This is a genomic window from Acidovorax sp. NN32 (assembly GCF_057597245.1).
Genome location: NZ_CP199679.1, coordinates 2,744,953 through 2,761,486 on the forward strand (window position 1 = coordinate 2,744,953; position 16,534 = coordinate 2,761,486).

General features: G+C 66.6%; 16 protein-coding genes. 5 read left to right on the forward strand and 11 right to left on the reverse strand.

Annotated features, from left to right (window positions below):
• Positions 1-45: 45 nt before the first annotated feature.
• Positions 46-531: an EVE domain-containing protein gene (locus ACT89O_RS12855; protein ID WP_487260212.1), complete on the reverse strand. Its 486-nt coding sequence runs from the start codon at positions 529-531 to the stop codon at positions 46-48.
• A gap of 292 nt (positions 532-823) precedes the next feature.
• Here ACT89O_RS12855 and ACT89O_RS12860 point away from each other — a divergent pair, with 292 nt between their 5' ends.
• The gene (locus ACT89O_RS12860; RefSeq protein WP_487260213.1) at positions 824-2,620 is read left to right on the forward strand and encodes a DUF3592 domain-containing protein; all 1,797 of its coding nucleotides are present in this window, start codon (positions 824-826) and stop codon (positions 2,618-2,620) included.
• Positions 2,621-2,630: 10 nt separating this feature from the next.
• On the opposite strand, the gene alkB is transcribed toward ACT89O_RS12860, so the two are convergent.
• The 3 genes from alkB to ada form a co-directional block, all read right to left on the reverse strand.
• The gene (gene alkB, locus ACT89O_RS12865) at positions 2,631-3,284 is read right to left on the reverse strand and encodes a DNA oxidative demethylase AlkB (RefSeq protein WP_487260214.1); all 654 of its coding nucleotides are present in this window, start codon (positions 3,282-3,284) and stop codon (positions 2,631-2,633) included.
• 84 nt (positions 3,285-3,368) lie between these two features.
• Positions 3,369-4,124, reverse strand: a complete 756-nt coding sequence (locus ACT89O_RS12870; protein WP_487260215.1) for a 2OG-Fe(II) oxygenase — start codon at positions 4,122-4,124, stop codon at positions 3,369-3,371.
• The gene (ada, locus tag ACT89O_RS12875) at positions 4,121-5,350 is read right to left on the reverse strand and encodes a bifunctional DNA-binding transcriptional regulator/O6-methylguanine-DNA methyltransferase Ada (RefSeq protein WP_487260216.1); all 1,230 of its coding nucleotides are present in this window, start codon (positions 5,348-5,350) and stop codon (positions 4,121-4,123) included. Before ada ends, ACT89O_RS12870 begins: the two co-directional genes overlap by 4 nt.
• A 300-nt stretch (positions 5,351-5,650) precedes the next feature.
• Here ada and ACT89O_RS12880 point away from each other — a divergent pair, with 300 nt between their 5' ends.
• The 4 genes from ACT89O_RS12880 (at position 5,651) to fur (ending at position 8,616) form a co-directional block, all read left to right on the forward strand.
• Positions 5,651-6,124, forward strand: a complete 474-nt coding sequence (locus ACT89O_RS12880; protein WP_487260217.1) for a hypothetical protein — start codon at positions 5,651-5,653, stop codon at positions 6,122-6,124.
• A complete protein-coding gene (locus ACT89O_RS12885; protein WP_487260218.1) occupies positions 6,124-6,690 on the forward strand; it encodes a DUF3592 domain-containing protein in 567 nt (188 codons plus the stop codon). Before ACT89O_RS12880 ends, ACT89O_RS12885 begins: the two co-directional genes overlap by 1 nt.
• Positions 6,691-6,875: 185 nt before the next feature.
• Positions 6,876-8,099 carry a zinc metallochaperone GTPase ZigA gene (gene zigA / locus ACT89O_RS12890; protein WP_487260219.1) on the forward strand — a complete coding sequence of 408 codons (1,224 nt, stop codon included), beginning with the start codon at positions 6,876-6,878 and terminating at the stop codon, positions 8,097-8,099.
• A gap of 31 nt (positions 8,100-8,130) precedes the next feature.
• Complete coding sequence (gene fur / locus ACT89O_RS12895; RefSeq protein WP_487260220.1) at positions 8,131-8,616, forward strand: ferric iron uptake transcriptional regulator; 486 nt, start codon at positions 8,131-8,133, stop codon at positions 8,614-8,616.
• 69 nt (positions 8,617-8,685) lie between these two features.
• On the opposite strand, the gene ACT89O_RS12900 is transcribed toward fur, so the two are convergent.
• The 7 genes from ACT89O_RS12900 to ACT89O_RS12930 form a co-directional block, all read right to left on the reverse strand.
• Positions 8,686-11,508 carry a DEAD/DEAH box helicase gene (locus ACT89O_RS12900; protein WP_487260221.1) on the reverse strand — a complete coding sequence of 941 codons (2,823 nt, stop codon included), beginning with the start codon at positions 11,506-11,508 and terminating at the stop codon, positions 8,686-8,688.
• Between the two features lie 42 nt (positions 11,509-11,550).
• Complete coding sequence (locus tag ACT89O_RS12905) at positions 11,551-12,273, reverse strand: hypothetical protein (RefSeq protein WP_487260222.1); 723 nt, start codon at positions 12,271-12,273, stop codon at positions 11,551-11,553.
• Between the two features lie 55 nt (positions 12,274-12,328).
• Positions 12,329-13,657, reverse strand: coding sequence for a sensor histidine kinase (locus ACT89O_RS12910; RefSeq protein WP_487260223.1), 1,329 nt, complete (start codon positions 13,655-13,657; stop codon positions 12,329-12,331).
• Between the two features lie 4 nt (positions 13,658-13,661).
• Entirely contained in the window at positions 13,662-14,351 is a 690-nt protein-coding gene (locus ACT89O_RS12915) for a response regulator (RefSeq protein ID WP_487260224.1), read from the reverse strand.
• Positions 14,352-14,365: 14 nt separating this feature from the next.
• Positions 14,366-14,911, reverse strand: coding sequence for a cytochrome b/b6 domain-containing protein (locus ACT89O_RS12920; protein ID WP_487260225.1), 546 nt, complete (start codon positions 14,909-14,911; stop codon positions 14,366-14,368).
• A 51-nt stretch (positions 14,912-14,962) separates the two neighbouring features.
• Positions 14,963-15,220, reverse strand: coding sequence for a PepSY domain-containing protein (locus ACT89O_RS12925; RefSeq protein WP_121506444.1), 258 nt, complete (start codon positions 15,218-15,220; stop codon positions 14,963-14,965).
• A gap of 343 nt (positions 15,221-15,563) precedes the next feature.
• On the reverse strand, positions 15,564-16,457 hold the full coding sequence (locus ACT89O_RS12930) for a helix-turn-helix transcriptional regulator (RefSeq protein ID WP_199731209.1): 894 nt from the start codon (positions 16,455-16,457) through the stop codon (positions 15,564-15,566).
• Between the last annotated feature and the right edge of the window lie 77 nt (positions 16,458-16,534).

Sequence of the window (16,534 nt, forward strand, 5' to 3'; positions counted from 1 at the left end):
CCCCAGGGCGGGCAGGGCGGTGGTAAAGCAGGGCAAGCCTGTGGCTCAGCCCAGCATCTCCATGATTGCAGCCCACTCGACGGGCTCCACGGGGGTGATCGACAGGCGGTTGCCGCGCTGCAGCACCCGCATCTGCGCCAGATCCGGGTGGTCCCGCAGCTGCGCCAAACCCACCACCTGTGTCTTGCGCTGCGCCTGCACATCCAGCAGCAGCCACCGGGGTTTGTCGGCAGGGGATTTGGGGTCGTAGTACGGCGAGGCGGGATCAAACTGCGTCGGGTCGGTTCGTGTGCCGCTCGCCACGCGCGCAAGGCCGGCAATGCCTGGTTCGGGGCAGCTGGAGTGGTAGAACAAAACGCCATCGCCCACCTGCATGTCGTCGCGCATGAAGTTGCGGGCCTGGTAGTTGCGCACGCCCGTCCAGGGCACGGTGGCATTGGGCGCGGCCAGGGCGTCGTCGATGGAGCACTCGTCAGGCTCTGACTTCATGAGCCAGTAGCGCGCGGGGCGGGGTGTGGCAGAGGCAGTCATGGCCGCCATTCTGGCAAAGGTGTGGTGGTGCGCATACAGGACAGGCCACGCATGTTTTACCAAGGTGCTTCTGTTTTTATAGCTAATTGCGTTTGACGGATAAGCGCTGAGTGCCATTTTGGTTTGTATTTCTGCGTCTGACCTGCAGCAGAACGGACCCTGCAAAACCACAAGGGCCCGTAGGAGTTGCAAAACGTACTGGCCCGCCGCCGCAGCAAGCCGCAGAATCAGCGCCGCCCGGGTTCCGGAAGAACAAAAGCCCCCGGCAAGGGGGCACGCAGAGGGAGGGTGTATGGCCAACCAGGCACGGCGGCGCACCAAAGGTGCCAACCATCAGGCAGCGGCAAGCAACAAAAGCAGCTCCTGGTTTCTCATGCTGTTTGCGCTGCCGTTTTCCGCCGTGGGCATTGGCATGCTGCTGCTAGGTGTGCTGCCTACTCTGTACGACTGGTCGCGCATGCAGTTCTGGCATGAGGTGCCCGCACGGGTGGTTTCGGCCCAGCTGAACACGCACCGGGGCAGCAAATCAGGCAGCACCTACAGCGTGTCGGTCCACTACCGTTATGAAGTGGCGGGCGTGGCGTATGACGGCCACCGGCCTGCCATCAACACCTTGGCCGACAACATTGGCAGCTTCCATGAGAACCTGGCCTGGCGCTTGGAGAGCGCCCAGCGCAGCGGAATGCCTGTGCCGGTGTGGGTGAACCCGTCGCGCCCGCAGGATTCGGTGGCCGACCGCAGCCTGCGCCTGGGTTTGCTGGGTTTTCAGATGATTTTTGTGGTGCTGTTTGGTGGTGCCGGGGTGGGCATGTTGATCTGGGGGTGGAGCCTTCGGCGCAGCGATGCACACAAGGCGGAGCGCTTGCAGACCCTGGGCGGTGAGCCATGGCTTGCCAACAAGGCATGGGCCGACAACCGCATCCGCTCCAGCAAGCGCTGGGAGGTGTGGTTCGCCTGGGGCTTTGCCGTGGTGTGGGGCGCCATTGCCTACCCCGCGGCGTTGTCTGCCATTCCCCGCGCCTGGCACAACGAGAACCACATCGTGCTGTGCGTGCTGGTGCTGATGGTTGCCGTGGGGCTGGGCCTGCTGGTGTGGGCCGCGCGCGCCACGCTGGATGCGCGGCGCCATGGCGAGGTGCGGCTGGTGATGGACCCGTTTCCTGGAGCCATCGGCGGGCATGTGGGCGCCACCGTGGACCTGCCCGGTGTGCCGTACCGGCCTGATCTGCGATTTGCCGTGACGCTGCGCTGTGCCTACCACTACCAGACGCGCACGGGAGGCGGCGACAACAGCAGCGAATCGCGTGAGCAGATGGTGTGGGAGGGCGAGGGTGCCGCACAGGTGCAACCCCAGGGACGGGGCAGCCGCATGGCGTTCCGCCTGAGCGTGCCCAAGGGCCTGCCCGAGTCTGAACAAGCCGTGGGCACCAACGAGCACCACTGGACGGTGCTGCTGGAAAGCACCGATCCGGCGCTGAAGTTCTCACGCCGGTTTGAGGTGCCCGTGTATGCCACGGGTGAAGAGTCCACTTGGCTCGCACACGACGCCGCCAAGCACCCGCAGATGCAAGCCCTGCGCGAGGCCGAGCTGGACGCGGTGAGCGACATCGAGCCCGTGGAAGGTGGCGTGCGGCTGTACCAGCCCTACGGCCGCCTGTGGCGGCAGAACCTGCTGTGGCTGGTGATGGGCGGGGGCTTCCTGGGCCTGGGCGTGATGGCGGGCTACATCGGCGCGCCTGTGTTGTTTCCGCTGGCGTTTGGTGGCGTGGGCGGCGCCATGCTGGTGTGGGGCTTCTATGCAGTGTCCAACAGCCTGACCGTACAGCTGGACCGCCAGGGCCTGCGCACCGAACGCCGCCTGTTGGGCCTGATGCTGGCCTGGCGGCAGGTGCCTGCACACGACATTGCCCGCCTCTCCATCCAGGAAAGTTACACACTGCAAAGTGGTCACCAGCGCACCACGTTCTTTCGGGTGCAGGTGAATCTGCGCAACGGCAAGAGCGTGAGCATTGCAGACAGCCTCCAGGGCCGCCCTGTGGCGGAGCAGATGCTGAGCACCTTGGCCAAAGCCACGGGCTATGCCCGGTGAAGGGGTGGGTTCAGTGCGCCTTGCGAAACGTGAGGTTGATGCGGTAGCTGCCCGTCATCGGGTGATGGGCCTCAGGTAGCGGCAACACCCCATGAAACCGCAGCCGCGCCGGGCCGCCCCACACCACGACATCTCCATGCATCAGCGCAATGCGCCGCGCCTTGTCGGAGCGCTGTGCGCCGCCCCACAGAAACACCGCCGGAATGCCCAGTGACACCGACACGATGGGGTGCGCGTAGTTGCCCTCGTCCCGGTCCTGGTGCAGCGACAGCCGGGTGCCAGGGGCATATCGGTTGATGAGGCAGGCGTCAGGCGCAAAGCCTGGGAAGCCCGCTGCTTGCGCCGCGTCAAATGCCAGCTGGCGCAATAGCGGCGGCATGGCGGGCCAGGGCTGGCCGCTGTCGGGGTCGAGGGGGTCGTAGCGGTAGCCGCTGCGGTCGCTCACCCAGCCGAGTCTTCCGCAGTTGGTCATGGCCACCGACATGCGCAGTCCCCCGGGGGTGATGAGGTGCCGGAAGGGGGCTTGTGCCGTCACCTGCTGCACCGCTTGCAGCAGGTCTGCCGCCTTCTCCAGCGCAAAGCCGCGCAGCACCATGGCGCCGGGCTCCAGCACCTCGGGCGGCTGGGCAGGCTGGGGTGGGTCGTCGAAAAGGCTCAGGCTCATAACGGTGGCAATCCATGGCGGCAGTGTGGACCGCAGCTGCCGTCGTCCCCGGAGGAGAAGGCGCGAAGCGGCACAGGGGGAACATCATCCAGCATCGTGAAAGATCACACCCAGCGTATGCCGCTGCCCGCTGCGCAAGCGGCTCACGCCATGTCGCATCTGCACGCGGTACGGCCCGCGCGTGCCCTGCACGGGGCGGTGGTGCACGGCAAACACCACGGCGTCGCCGCGCAAGAGCGGCACCACCTCGGCCCGCGACTGCATGCGCGGGCGCTGCTCGGTCAGCACGAATTCGCCGCCCGTGAAGTCGCGCCCGGGCTCTGACAGCAGCACCGCGACCTGCAGCGGAAACACATGCTCCCCATACAGGTCCTGGTGCAGGCAGTTGTAGTCGCCAGCGCCGTATTGCAGCAGCAGCGGGGTGGGGCGCACCTGGCCTGCGGCATGGCAGCGGGCAATGAAGTCGGCATGCCGCGTGGGGTAGCGCACATCGATGCCCATGGCGGTGTTCCACTGGTTGGCGATGGGCGCCAGGCGCGGGTACAGTGCCTCGCGCAGCCCGGCCACCACACCGGGCAGCGGGTAGCTGAAGTACCGGTATTCGCCCTGGCCAAAGCCGTGGCGCTGCATCACCACGCGGCTGCGGAAGGTGCTCTCATCCGCGTTGCCATACAGGCGGGCCAGCGCGGCGCATTCGATGGCGCTGAGCAGTTGCGGCAGTACCGCGTTGCCTTGCTGGTGCAGGGCCTCCGTGGTTGTTGGCCAGTCGATGGCAACTGCACGCTGCGCCCAGTCGTCGTTCTTCAGACCGGGTTGGTGAGACAGCGGGACAGCGCTCATGCCACCTTCTCCGCCAGCGGTTGTGCGGGCTCTGGCGCGGCTTCACGCGTCAACAGCGCACGTTTGCGTTCCACGCCCCACCGGTAGCCCGACAACGCGCCATCACTTTTCACCACCCGGTGGCAGGGTATGGCCACCGCCAGCGCGTTGGCCGCGCAGGCCTGCGCCACGGCGCGCACGGCGGTGGGGGCGCCTATGCGCTGGGCCACCTCGGCGTAGCTTGCAGTCTGCCCGGCGGGGATGGCCTGCAGGGCCTGCCACACGCGTTGCTGAAACGCCGTGCCACGCACGTCCAGCGGCAGGTTCAGCCCCAGGCCCGGGGCCTCGACAAAGGCCACCACCTGCGCCACCAGCGCTTCAAACGCGGTATCCCCGCCAATCAGGTGGGCCTGCGCAAACCGGTCCTGCAGGTCGCGCACCAGGGTGTCGGCGTCGTCGCCCAGCAAGATGGCGCAGATGCCCCGGTCGCTCTGGGCGACCAGAATGGCGCCCAGCGAACACTGGCCGATGGCAAAGCGGATGTCCTGCGCCGCACCCCCCGCGCGGTAGCGGCTGGGCGTCATGCCCAGCACCTGGGCCGATTGTTCGTAAAAGCGGCTGCTGGACTGGTAGCCCGCGCTGTAGATCGCATCCGTCACCGAGGCCGTGGGTGCGTTGTCGAGCGCACTGCGCAGGCGCTGCGCACGCTGGGCGGCGGCATACGCCTTGGGCGTGAGGCCCGTGGACTGCTTGAAGATGCGGTGCAGGTGCGACGGGCTCAGGCCCATCTGGGCGGCCAACGCATCCAGCGTGGGCGCCTCACCGGCGGCAGCGCCTTCGATGATGCGGCAGGCCTCTGTGACCAGCGCGGCGTGGTGCGACAACGCCGTGGGCTGCCGGGGCTTGCAGCGCTGGCAGGGGCGAAAGCCTGCGGCTTCTGCATCCGCGCAGCTTTCGTGAAACCGCACATTTTCCGGCCGGGGTGCACGCGCCGCGCAGCTGGGGCGGCAGTACACACCCGTGGTCTGCACCGAATACCAAAAGCTGCCGTCCGCCGCCGCGCTGCGCGCCGCCACCGCCGCCCAGCGCGGGTCGGCCTGGGTGGCGGCGGCCTGGGTGGCGGCGGCTTGGGTGGCGGCGGCTTGGGCGGCCTTGGTGGAGGGGGTGACGCGGTGGGGCATGGCGACGGCGTAGGTAAATGGTCGGTCCGGGGCGTTGGCGCTGTGCTGGGTGGCGTTCGGGTTCATGGTGGATGGCTCACAAGGGGGTTGCGATGCCATGCACTCTAGGGATGGGGTGCGCAGTGTGCACTCCGAAGCTTGCTTTTGAATTCTGCGCCACGGCACCGAGGTGGTTCTAGTGCTGAATTTGCTCTCAGTTCAATAGCTGTTGGCGCTTTCCAATCAAGCGCTGGAGGCCTAAAAGGCACAAATCTACCGGCTGTTGTGTGGGATTGATCGCGCCCCCATCTTTTAGACTGCACCCGGCTTGCCGCCCGCGCCCAGGCCAACCAGAACACAGCCCACCATTCGGGAGGAGACCCATTTATGCCGCACATCCGCCACACACGCAGGGCGGGGTTCCGCAAGGCCCTGTTGCTTACCTTGTTTGTCGCCGCCGGGGGCGTGGGGGCTACTGCAGGGGCCGCTGACCCACAGGCTGCACACCCTCTGGTGGGCCGCTGGAAGGTTGCCAGCATCAACGGCGCGCCGCCGCCCAAGTTCCTGGCTGGCCAGGTGCTGGTGATTCAGGCCGACGCGCAGGTTATCAACCTCGACCTGGGCGCGTCCGGTGGCGCCTCCACCTCGGAGGGCGCCGTGCAAAAAGCCCTGCGCGACGCGCTGATGCGCGGCACCTGGCGTGCCGACAAGGCGCGGCTGTATGTGTCGAACAGCCCACGCCGCGACACCGGCAGCGCCTACGCCATCACGCAACAAGGCACGTTGCTGAGCCTGGACCCGGACCCGTATTTCTCGAATAAGGACGTACCCTCCAAAGCCACCTACGAGCGCTTGCCGTGATGTCCCCCGCGTCCCCACGCCACGCGACGCAGCGGCGTGAAAAGCTGCCGGGAGGCATTTGGGTTCTGGCCTTGTTCGCCGTGCCCTTCGCCGCAGCGGGCATTGGCATTTTCTGGTTCATGGTGGCTTCGCCCGTGTTTGACTGGGCGCGCATGCAAACCTGGAGCCAGGTGCCCGCTGTGGTCGAATCGGCCACGCTGCAAAGCCACCATCCGAGCAAGGGCGGCACTACGCACAGCGTGTCGGTGCGCTACCGGTATGTGGTGGAGGGTGTGGCCTACACCGGGCAGCGCGCCGCCATTCACGAGCGTGCCGACAACATTGGCCGCTTTCAAGAGGAACTGGGCCGTCGCCTGCGCGGCTTGCAGCACACGGGCGAAGCCGTGCCGGTGTGGGTGAATCCCCGCAACCCTGCCGAGTCGATAGTGGATCGCAGCCTGCGGCCAGGCCTCATTGCCCTGGCGCTGGTGTTGTCCTTGGTGTCGGGATGGTTTGGACTGGCGGTGCTGGCAAAGATAGCCCGCGCCGTCTTGAACGGTGGCACGCCTGTCTTGCCGTGCTCTTAGCCTCCGCCCTGAGAGGTAGGCGCGCCACAGGCGCCAAGGTACGCGCCAAGGCCTGCATCACCGCAGCTTGTTAAAAATGCAATCAAGTTGCGTTATGCTCAGTTAACGCAAATTGGTTGCATTTGCTCGTGCTGGGCCAGACGGCGACCGGAGCAAGCTGCAACACAACACGCACGCCAACTCCCATGACCTCTGCCACCACCCACCGCACTCCACGCCGCCCGCATACCCGCCTTCCCGTCACCGTGCTCTCGGGCTTTCTGGGCGCGGGCAAGACGACGCTGCTCAACCACATCCTGAACAACCGCGAGGGCCGCCGCGTGGCGGTCATCGTGAACGACATGTCCGAGGTCAACATCGATGCGGCCCTGGTGCGCCAGGGCGGCGCTGAGCTGTCGCGCACCGATGAGAAGCTGGTGGAGATGAGCAACGGGTGCATCTGCTGCACGCTGCGCGAAGACCTGCTGCTGGAGGTGGAACGCCTGGCCAAAGAGGGCAGGTTCGACCAGCTGGTGATCGAATCCACCGGCATCTCCGAGCCCTTGCCCGTGGCCGAAACCTTCACTTTCACGGGGGAAGACGGCAAAAGCTTGTCGAGCATCGCGCGGCTGGACACCATGGTCACCGTGGTGGATGCGTTCAACTTCCTCAAGGACTACAGCTCGCGCGACAGCCTGCAGGCCCGTGGCGAATCGCTGGGCGAGGAGGACCAGCGCACGGTGGTGGACTTGCTGATCGAGCAGATCGAGTTCTGCGACGTGATCGTGCTCAACAAGGTGGATTTGATCGACGCAGCGCAGCGCGAGCAGCTCATGGCGATCTTGCGCAGCCTGAACCCGCGTGCACGCATGGAGGTGTCCCAGTTCGGCAAGGTGGCACTGGCCTCGGTGCTGGACACCAAGCTGTTCGATTTTGAAGAAGCGTCCAAGGCGCCCGGCTGGCTGGCCGAGTTGCGTGGCGAACACACGCCCGAGACCGAGGCCTATGGCATCAGCAGCTTTGTCTACCGCGCCCGCGTGCCGTTCCATCCACGCCGCTTTTTTGATTGGGTAGAAAGCGAGTGGCCCGGCGTGGTGCGGTCCAAAGGCTTCTTCTGGCTGGCCAGCCGCCCGGCGTATGCGGGGTCGTGGTCGCAGGCCGGCGCCGTGGCGCGCCATAGCGCAGCAGGCTTCTGGTGGGGCGCAGTGCCCCGCGATCGCTGGCCGCGTGATGCCGAATCCTTGGCGGCCATCCAGAAAAACTGGGCCGATGGCGTGGGCGACGCCCGGCAGGAGCTGGTGCTGATCGGTATCGGCATGGACGAATCCAAACTGCGCCAGCGCCTGGACGCTTGCCTGCTGACCGATGCGGAAATGGCCCAGGGCCCGCATGCGTGGACGCGGTATGACGATCCGTTTCCCGCCTGGTAGTGATGGCTAGTCTCTGGAATAGGGCCGTTTCATGAGCTTGCACCCGAACCCCGGCGTCCGCGCGGACCCGCTCAAGCAGGCAGGGCTTAAGGCCACGCTGCCGCGCATGAGGATCCTGGAGGTCTTTCTGGCCGCGCAGACGGCGCCCGATGGGCTGCGCCACTTCACGGCCGAAGACGTTTACCGGCGCATGCTGCATGAGCGCACGGACGTGGGCCAGGCCACGGTGTACCGCGTGCTGGCCCAGCTGGAGCAGGCGGGTCTTTTGCGGCGCAGCAGCTTTCAAGTGGACCGCGCGGTGTATGAGCTGGACGACGGTTTGCACCACGACCACCTGGTGTGCCTGGACTGCGGCAAGGTCGAGGAATTCCACGACGCATCCATCGAATCCCGCCAGGCCGAGATCGCGCACGCCAAGGGCTTTCGGCTGCAGGAGCATGCGTTGTCGCTGTATGGCACCTGCACGCGTACCGACTGCCCCTCACGCCCGCAGCGCGCAAAGGCGCGAATTGCGTGAGTTGACTGCGTTGCTATATTAGTAATAGCTTCTAGCGCTTACTGGACAAGCGCTAGAAGCCAAAAACACTCAAACTTCTGGTGGCTGCAACGGCCGGGGCCGCCGTTTGCCCGTGCCGCCCCAGCGCAGCGCGTCTTCGCCCGGAATGCCCAGCGGGTTGTTGGCGGGCTCGCTCAAAGGCGCCAGCAGCGCATGCAGGTCGGCCTCGCTGAACTTGACCGCGCCTTCAGCATCGTGGCCCAACACGCCCTGGGCCAGCGCGGCCTTGCGGGCCTGCAGCTCCAGCATGCGTTCTTCGATGCTGCCTTCCACCACCAGCTTGTAGACAAACACCGGCTGGTCCTGCCCGATGCGGTGGGCGCGCGCGGTGGCCTGCTCTTCGACGGCGGGGTTCCACCAGGGGTCGAGGTGGATCACGGTGTCGGCGGCGGTGAGGTTCAGGCCCAGGCCGCCGGCCTTGAGGCTGACGAGCAGGATGGGCGCGCTGCTCGCGTCCTGCGCCTGAAAACGTTGAACCACGGCGCCGCGCTGGCCCGGTGGCGTCTGGCCGGTGAGGGTGAGGTAGGGCAGGGCCAGCGCGTCCAGTTGTTCGGCGGCCAGCATCAGCATTTCCGTGAACTGCGAGAACACCAGCACGCGTCGGCCTTCTTCGACCAGGGCGGGCAGCATGTCGGCCAGCAGTTCGAGCTTGGAGCGTTCGGTGCCGGGGTGCACCTTGGCCCCTTTTACAAGGTGTGGGTCGCAGCACACTTGGCGGAGTTTCAGCAGCGCATCCAGGATGGTGATCTGCGCGCCATCAAAGCTCTGGCGCTCCAGCACGCGGCGCACCTGCTTGTCGGTCGTGGTGCGCACTGCCTCGTACAGCTCGCGCTGCTTGCCTTGCAGCTGCACACGCAAGATGGTCTCGGTGCGCGGCGGCAGTTCGGTGGCCACTTCCTGCTTGCGGCGGCGCAGGATGAAGGGGCGCACGCGCTGGGCCAGCAGCTGGGCGCGCAGGGTTTCGCCGTTTTCCTCGATGGGCTTGCGCCAGCGGGCATTGAAGCTGCGCACATCGCCCAGAAAGCCGGGCATCAAAAAGTCGAACTGCGCCCACAGCTCACCCAGGTGGTTTTCGAGCGGCGTGCCCGTCAGGCACAGCAGGTGCGGGGCCTGCAGCTTGCGCAGGGCGCGGGCGCTGCGGCTGCCTGCGTTCTTCACCATCTGGGCTTCGTCCAGGATCAGCAGGTGAAAGGGCTCTGCCGCCAGCGCATCCACATCGCGCCAGAGCAGCGGGTAGGTGGTCAGCACCAGGTCATGGTCGGCGATCTGCAGATAGCGCTGGCCCCGGCTCGCGCCATGCAGGGCCAGCACCCGCAGGCCGGGCGCCATGCGCGCGGCCTCGGCCTGCCAGTTGAAGAGCAGCGAGGTGGGCAGCACCACCAGGGCCGGGCGGGTGAGGCGGCCCGCTTGTTTCTCCACCAGTACATGGGCCAGCGCCTGCGCGGTTTTGCCCAGGCCCATGTCGTCGGCAAGAATGCCGCCCAGGCCCTGGGCGCGCAGGTACTGCAGCCAGGCCAGGCCGTCGAGTTGGTAGGGGCGCAGCTGCACCTGCAGGCCCTGGGGCGCCACCACGGGCTGCGGGGTGCCGATGCGGCGCAGGCGCTGGGCGAGCTGTGCCAGGCCCGCGTCGCCCTGTAGCTGCCAGTCGTTGCTCCAGCCGCTGACGGTGCCCACGCGGTGGGCTTGCACCAGCCCGGCACGCAAGGCCTCGATGCGGCGGACCTCCCAGGCGCCCAGGCGCAGCGGGTCGCCGTCCTTCAGCTGTTTTCGGGTGGGGTCCGTCAGCAGGTCCACCATGGCGCCCACGATGGCCTTGAGCGGCCCTGCGGGTGCGTCGATGCGCCGCCCGCCAGGAGCGCGCAGCGAGATGACGGCGATGTCGTCGATGGCCGCCATCTGCCGCGCGTTGAGCCAGCGCACGTCGCGGCGCAGCAGGTCAGCCAGCATGGGGGCCAGGTCCAGCGTTTCACCGTCGATCTCGATGCCCAGGCTGAGCAGCCAGGCGCCTTCGCGCTCGGGCAGGTGCAGTTTCTGCACGGGGCGCTGGCGTGTGCCCAGCGGGCCATCGACTTCCTTGGCCAGCAGCTCGCCAGTGTCGGGGGCGATGACCAGCTTCCAGCGCGACACGGGCACGCTTTCGTGTGCGAAGCCGGGGTGTACCACCACGCTCCAGCCCTCGGCGCGCAACTGCGGAACCACGTCGGCCCAGAAGTCGCCAAAGTGGGCCTCCTGCGCCAGCGTCCACACGGGGCCCAGCGTGGCGGCTGCGGCGCGGTGGCGCCATTGCAGCTTGTTCGCATCGACGGGGATCAGGCCCAGATCCCACACGCGGTCCATGGCGTTGGCCTCGGCGGCCACGTTGCGCTCCATGCGCACCACGGGGGCGCCGGTGTCGAACAGGTCTTGCACGGGGGCAGGGCGTGCATTGAGGATGGAGGTGGGGGCAGGCGTCTGCCAGTGGGCGCCATCATCAGTGCGGTAGGTCCAGTCAATCTGCACCAGCGTCACGCTGTCGCCGCGCGGCCCCAGCTTGCCCTGGGGCGCCATGCCCAGCAGGCCGTCGCCCCGGCCCAGTGTCATGAGGGTGATGCGCGGGCGGAAGTGGCCGCTGGTTATGCCAGGGTTGTGGGCGCTTTCGGAGGCAGGGCGGTCGGGTTGAACAGACTTGTGGGTCGCGTCGTTGCGCAGCAGAGCCATTACGCGTGCGGCTTCCGCATCACTCAGGGGCGCTAGCGCCTGCAGCTGGGCTGGCCCGGCCTGGGTGCGCAGGGCCAGCACCCAGGCCTGTACCAACGCCGCCCGGTCAGAGTGGGGCGGGATGGGTTCTGTGGGGCGGGCACCGGATGCAGGCATAGGCCGCCGATTGTGCCGTGGCGGCGGCGTCCCGGACTGCGCCTAGAACTCCCAGGCCATGCCCACTTGGCTGAACGTGCGGCCGTTGCCACGGCCCACGGCGGCGGATGCTTTGAGCCCGTCGGTGATGGCGTAGCGCAGGCCCACTGCCTTGTCCGGGCGCGACCTTTGTTCGCCATACACCTCAGACGTGAGCTGTAGTTGTTCAGTAAGCGGAATCTCATAGCCCACGGCCCAGGTGGCCGCACGGTGGCGGGCGCCTTGTGCCCTGACGGTTTTGTGGCCGGCATTGAGGTGCAGCACCTGCGCATTGGCCAACCGGTAGCTGGCCAGCGCTGTGAGGGCGGTTTCGCGCTCGGTGAAGCGCTGCGGGGTGGCGTGGTCGCGAACGCGGGTGTGGCCCATGTCGAACCGCGCACCCACCGACCAGCCCGTTTCGTTCTGGATGGGTACCCACTTCACACCCCAGCCATGCCCGTGGAAGGTGGTGGATGCACCCATGGCCGTGTCTTTGGCGCGTGCCAGCGAGACTTCCATTTCCAGCTGTGGCGCGACGCCAGCGCCAAAGAGCAGCTCGGCACCTCGGGTCTTGTCATCGCGGCCGAAGACACCTTCGAGCTTCATGGCGCCTTGGGTCAGCGTGCCCGCGTCGTCGGTGTGCATGGGCGCTTCGGCGTGGGCGTGCAAGGCGCTTGCCAGGCTGGACAGTGCGATGCACAGGGGCGCGATTTGCGAGGGTTTTGTGGCTTTGGGGGGGCGTCTCATGGGGTCTCTCTTTGTAGTGGGATTCGAATTATTGTGGGGCGGGTCAGGCGCATCGTCAGTCCGAAGAACGGGGCAGGGCGGCAGGCCATCGCAGCTCAATGCCAAAGCCCGAAGCACAGTCTGGCAGCACCGTGTGGCCCCCGTGCGCGCGCGCCACCAGGTCGGCCAGCACCAGCCCCAGGCCACGCATGGCGCTGCCTTCGCCATAAGCCTGCTGCTGCAGCGATTGCTGCAAACGGGCTTTGGTGTGGGGCTGGCAGCCATCGCCATCGTCCTGCACGCGCAACACGGTGTCTGCGCCCTCCTGCAGCGCCGTGATGGTGACCTGGTGGGCGTTGAAGCGGTGCGAGTTGTCCAGCAAGTTCAGCAGGGCGGCGGCCAGCAGATCGGGGTCGGCGTCCACTGGGGTGGTTTGTTGGATGGAGATGGTCATGTCGTGAAACGCCAGCGCATCGATGAGCTGGCGCAGGTCAACGTTTTGGCGCTGTGGCTCCATGCCGCTGCGAAACATCATCAGCAGCGCCTGCATGACCCGACCGAGCCTGCCCGCAGCGTCGCGCGCGCGCACCAGGCGCGGCCTTATCGACTCGGGCGCCTCTTTGATCGCCAAGGCCAGTTGCACGTCGATACCCGCCACCGGCGTGCGCAGGGCATGGGCCGCGTGCGAGGTGAACGCGCGTTCGCTGATAATCCGCTGCGCCAGCCGGTGCCCCAGGTCGCCAATGGCCTGCTCGATGGGATGCAGCTCCTGCCTCGGTGCGGCCTTGGGTGCGGTGTCGGGCCGAAGCGGGTCATAGTGCTGAACGCTTTGGCCCAGGGCGCCCAGCGGGCGAAGCTCCTGGCGGATGCGCCAGTTCATCAGCAGGGCCGACAGCAGGCCCATCGACAGCGCCGCCATCAGCGTGTACCAGACCACTTCTCCGTGCACCTCGTCGCGCTCCGTGCGGCTTTGCGCCACCACCAGGAATTGCCCGGGGCGCTGGCTGAATACCGATGTGAAGGCGCGCCATTGCCCGTCTTGCGTCCAGGCGATCGCCTCGGTGGGGGCGGTTTGCAAGGCCAGCTCGGGGGCCTTGTGCGAGCGGCTTTTCACGCGGCCCGACGGAGCGTCCACCACCTGCCAGACCAGGTGTTCCTCATACGAAAAGTGTTTGGTGGCGCTTTGGCCGCTGGTGGCCAGATCGGGCTGGATGGCCATGACGCTGTGAAAAATCTCAGCAGCCTCTCGCAGTTCCTGGTCCATGAGTTCGCCCATTTCGTGGGCGATCACGTACCAGACGACCACGGAGGTCAACAGGCCGAACGCGATGGAGATAAACAGCAGCGATTGGACGAGCCGCCCCCGGATGGACGGCGGTTTTGTCTCGCCCGCGCGCATACCCATGTCGTTAGCCCGTAGAGGCCGTTAGTGCCGTCGGCGGGGCAACGGGTGCAGGAATGCGGTAGCCCATGCCCCGCACCGTCTGGATCACGTCCTTGCCCAATTTGCTGCGCAGATTGAAAACGTGCACCTGCAGCGCGTTGCTGGCCAGGTCGCTGTCCAGCCCCAGCACCAGTGCCTCCAGATCCGACGTGGAAACCGTGCGCCCCGCGCGCAACACCAGCGCCTCCAGCACCGCCCATTCACGGGCGGTCAACTCCACCCGCTGGCCGTGCAGCCGCACTTCTTTGTCGGCCAGCAGCACCTCCACCGCGCCAAACGCCTTGCTGGGCGTGCCGCCGGTCATCCGGCGGGACAGTGCACGCAGCCGGGCACACAGCTCTTCGGGTGCAAAGGGCTTGACGAGAAAATCGTCGGCCCCACTGTCCAGGCCATGGATGCGGTCACTGAGCATGTCACGCGCGGTGAGCACCAGGGCCGGTGTCTTAGCCCCTTTGGCGCGCAGGCTGCGCAGCCAGTCGAGGGCGGAGCCGTCGGGCAGGTTCCAGTCCAGCAGCCAGGCGTCGTAGGGCTCTGTGATCAAACCCCGCGCTTGCGCCAGGGTGGTGCACCAGTCCACCAGATAGCCGTCGTGCTGCAGAAAATCCCGCAAGCCTTCGCCCAGAGTGTGATCGTCTTCCAGCAGCAACAGTCGCATGCGAGTCTGGTCCGTCAAAAGTGCTGCTTGGTGCCGGTGACCATGGCCCGCACGAGGCGCACCCGCTCCAGCCGCCCCATCACGATGGCCGCCGCAGCGTGCAACCCTGCCGCCAGCAGCAGTCCGTTGGCCAGCACCTCGTGCAACTCCATCAGCCATTCTTCGCCGAAGAATGTGTCGGTGGTTTGCATCCACCCCGTTACGCCCAGGGCCAGAACGATGGCCATCAAGGCCAGCATCATCAGCGCCCCGAGGGGGTTGTGGCCCACGTAGACCGGATGCTCGCCATTGCGAAGTGCGCCCAGGTGCTTTGCCAGTCTGCGCGGGGTGGGGAAAAAGTCACTGAACCGCGCGTGGCGGCTGCCTACGAAGCCCCAGACCAGCCTCGCCAGCACCAGGGCGCTGGCGGTGTAGCCCACCCACTCGTGTGCTGTTTTTCCGGGCTCCAGAACAAACTGGTTCAGGACCACGCAGCTCACCAGGCTCCAGTGAAAAATGCGGACAAACGGGTCCCACACCTTGGTGCCGGCAGGGGGGTGGTGGAGAGGGACGGGCTTCATGGGCGACTCGGGGTGCAGGCGAGGGGGCTGGACGGGACGCTTCGCTGAGGCTTACTTGCGCTCGATTTCAGCGCCGGTGGCGGGGTCGAAATAGATCTCCACTTTCTTGCCCGCCTTGTCCAGACCGTAGATTTCGTAGCACTTGCCTTTGCTGACCTTGAAGGTCCGGATCTGGTAGCCCTGCTTTTCGAGCCCCGCCTTGAAGTCGGCTTCTTTCATCCATTTTTCTTCTGGAACATTGCAGGTGGGGCCCGCAAATGCAGCGGTAGAACCAAGGGCGAGAACAAGGGCGGTGATATGCAGTTTCATGGTGAATGTTGGTGTCAGTGGGTTTGAACATGTGGACTGACTGCCCACAAACTGCATTGGACGCGGCCAAGATTAAGTGGGGATGAAGCCGCACTGCGGCGAGCCGGACACAGGCCACAGATGCGCTGCACCTCCAGGAAAACTTTTGTTAACAGGGGGATGGTGGAAGGTGCTGCGGTGAGTGGGGCCGCCGCAGACAACGCAAGGACAGCCTTCGGCAACCAATCGGCTTGGGGGACGGCTCTGCGCCTGCATACACCGCTGGCTGTAGCGCAACCGAGCTGTTCCGTTAGCGAAGGACTTGTCCCCAGCGTCGCCCCTTACCTGGGCAGTGGCCTTCGTGCTAACCGCTCAGCACCCGCGCAAACAGCTCGTTGCGAAAGTGGATGCCCAGGCGCGCAAAGGCGCGGTTGCGGTAGGTTTTGACGGTGGGCACGCCCAGCCCCAGGTCGCTGGCGATGCCCTCGTGTGTCATGCCCTGCAGCAGGCGGGCACACACGTCCAGCTCGCGGTCCGTGAAGTCGGCGTGCACGCGCAGCAGGCGCTCACGCAGCGCGGGCAAGCTGGCGGGCAGGGGGCCGTGCCGGGCAGGGTGTTCGGCCTGCGGCAATGCCAAGCCGGCGCTTCCAGACCGTGGCCAGGCGGCGGGCGCAAGGGTGTCGCTGTGCGACAGTGCAATGTGTTTGCGTGCCAGCGCCAGCAGCACGGGCGCCACCGCCTCGAAGCCGCCGATGTGGGCATCGCGGAAGGGTTTTTGGTGCTGGTGGCGGTAGAAGTTGACGGCAAATACCGATCCATCGCTTTCGTATTCGACTACCGACACGCGCTCGGCCACGCCATGGGCCTCGTACACCCGGGCGCGGTGCTCTCCATCGACCTCCCGGGCCGTCAGGTGGCACAGGCGGGTAGGGGATTCTGCGGGCGCCGCTTCGTCAAAGGAGCGGCCCCAGGTGCGGTCATGGCGGTAGGGGCCTGAGAGGTAGGCCCACCAGCAGTCCTGCGTGGTGTCTGGCACGCCCAGGCTGGCCGACATGAACAGCGTGGGCTTGCAGCGATGCCCTGTGCGGTACACCGACCACGAGGCAGCCGGCAGCACGGGGGCCAGGTCCTGCAGCAAGCCCGACGCAAAACCGGGTTCGCCCAGCCGGTGCACCATGCCCGCCAGCGCATGGCCCGCCGGGCCCGTGGTGGCCTGCCTGCCGGTGGCAGACGGTGGGGAAGGGGTCCATTGCCTCATGGCGGGCAGGGGTGGGGGTTACGCCGTGTCATTGCGTTGTCATCCTCTGGGATGACAGGGGGTTTGCGCCACGGGAT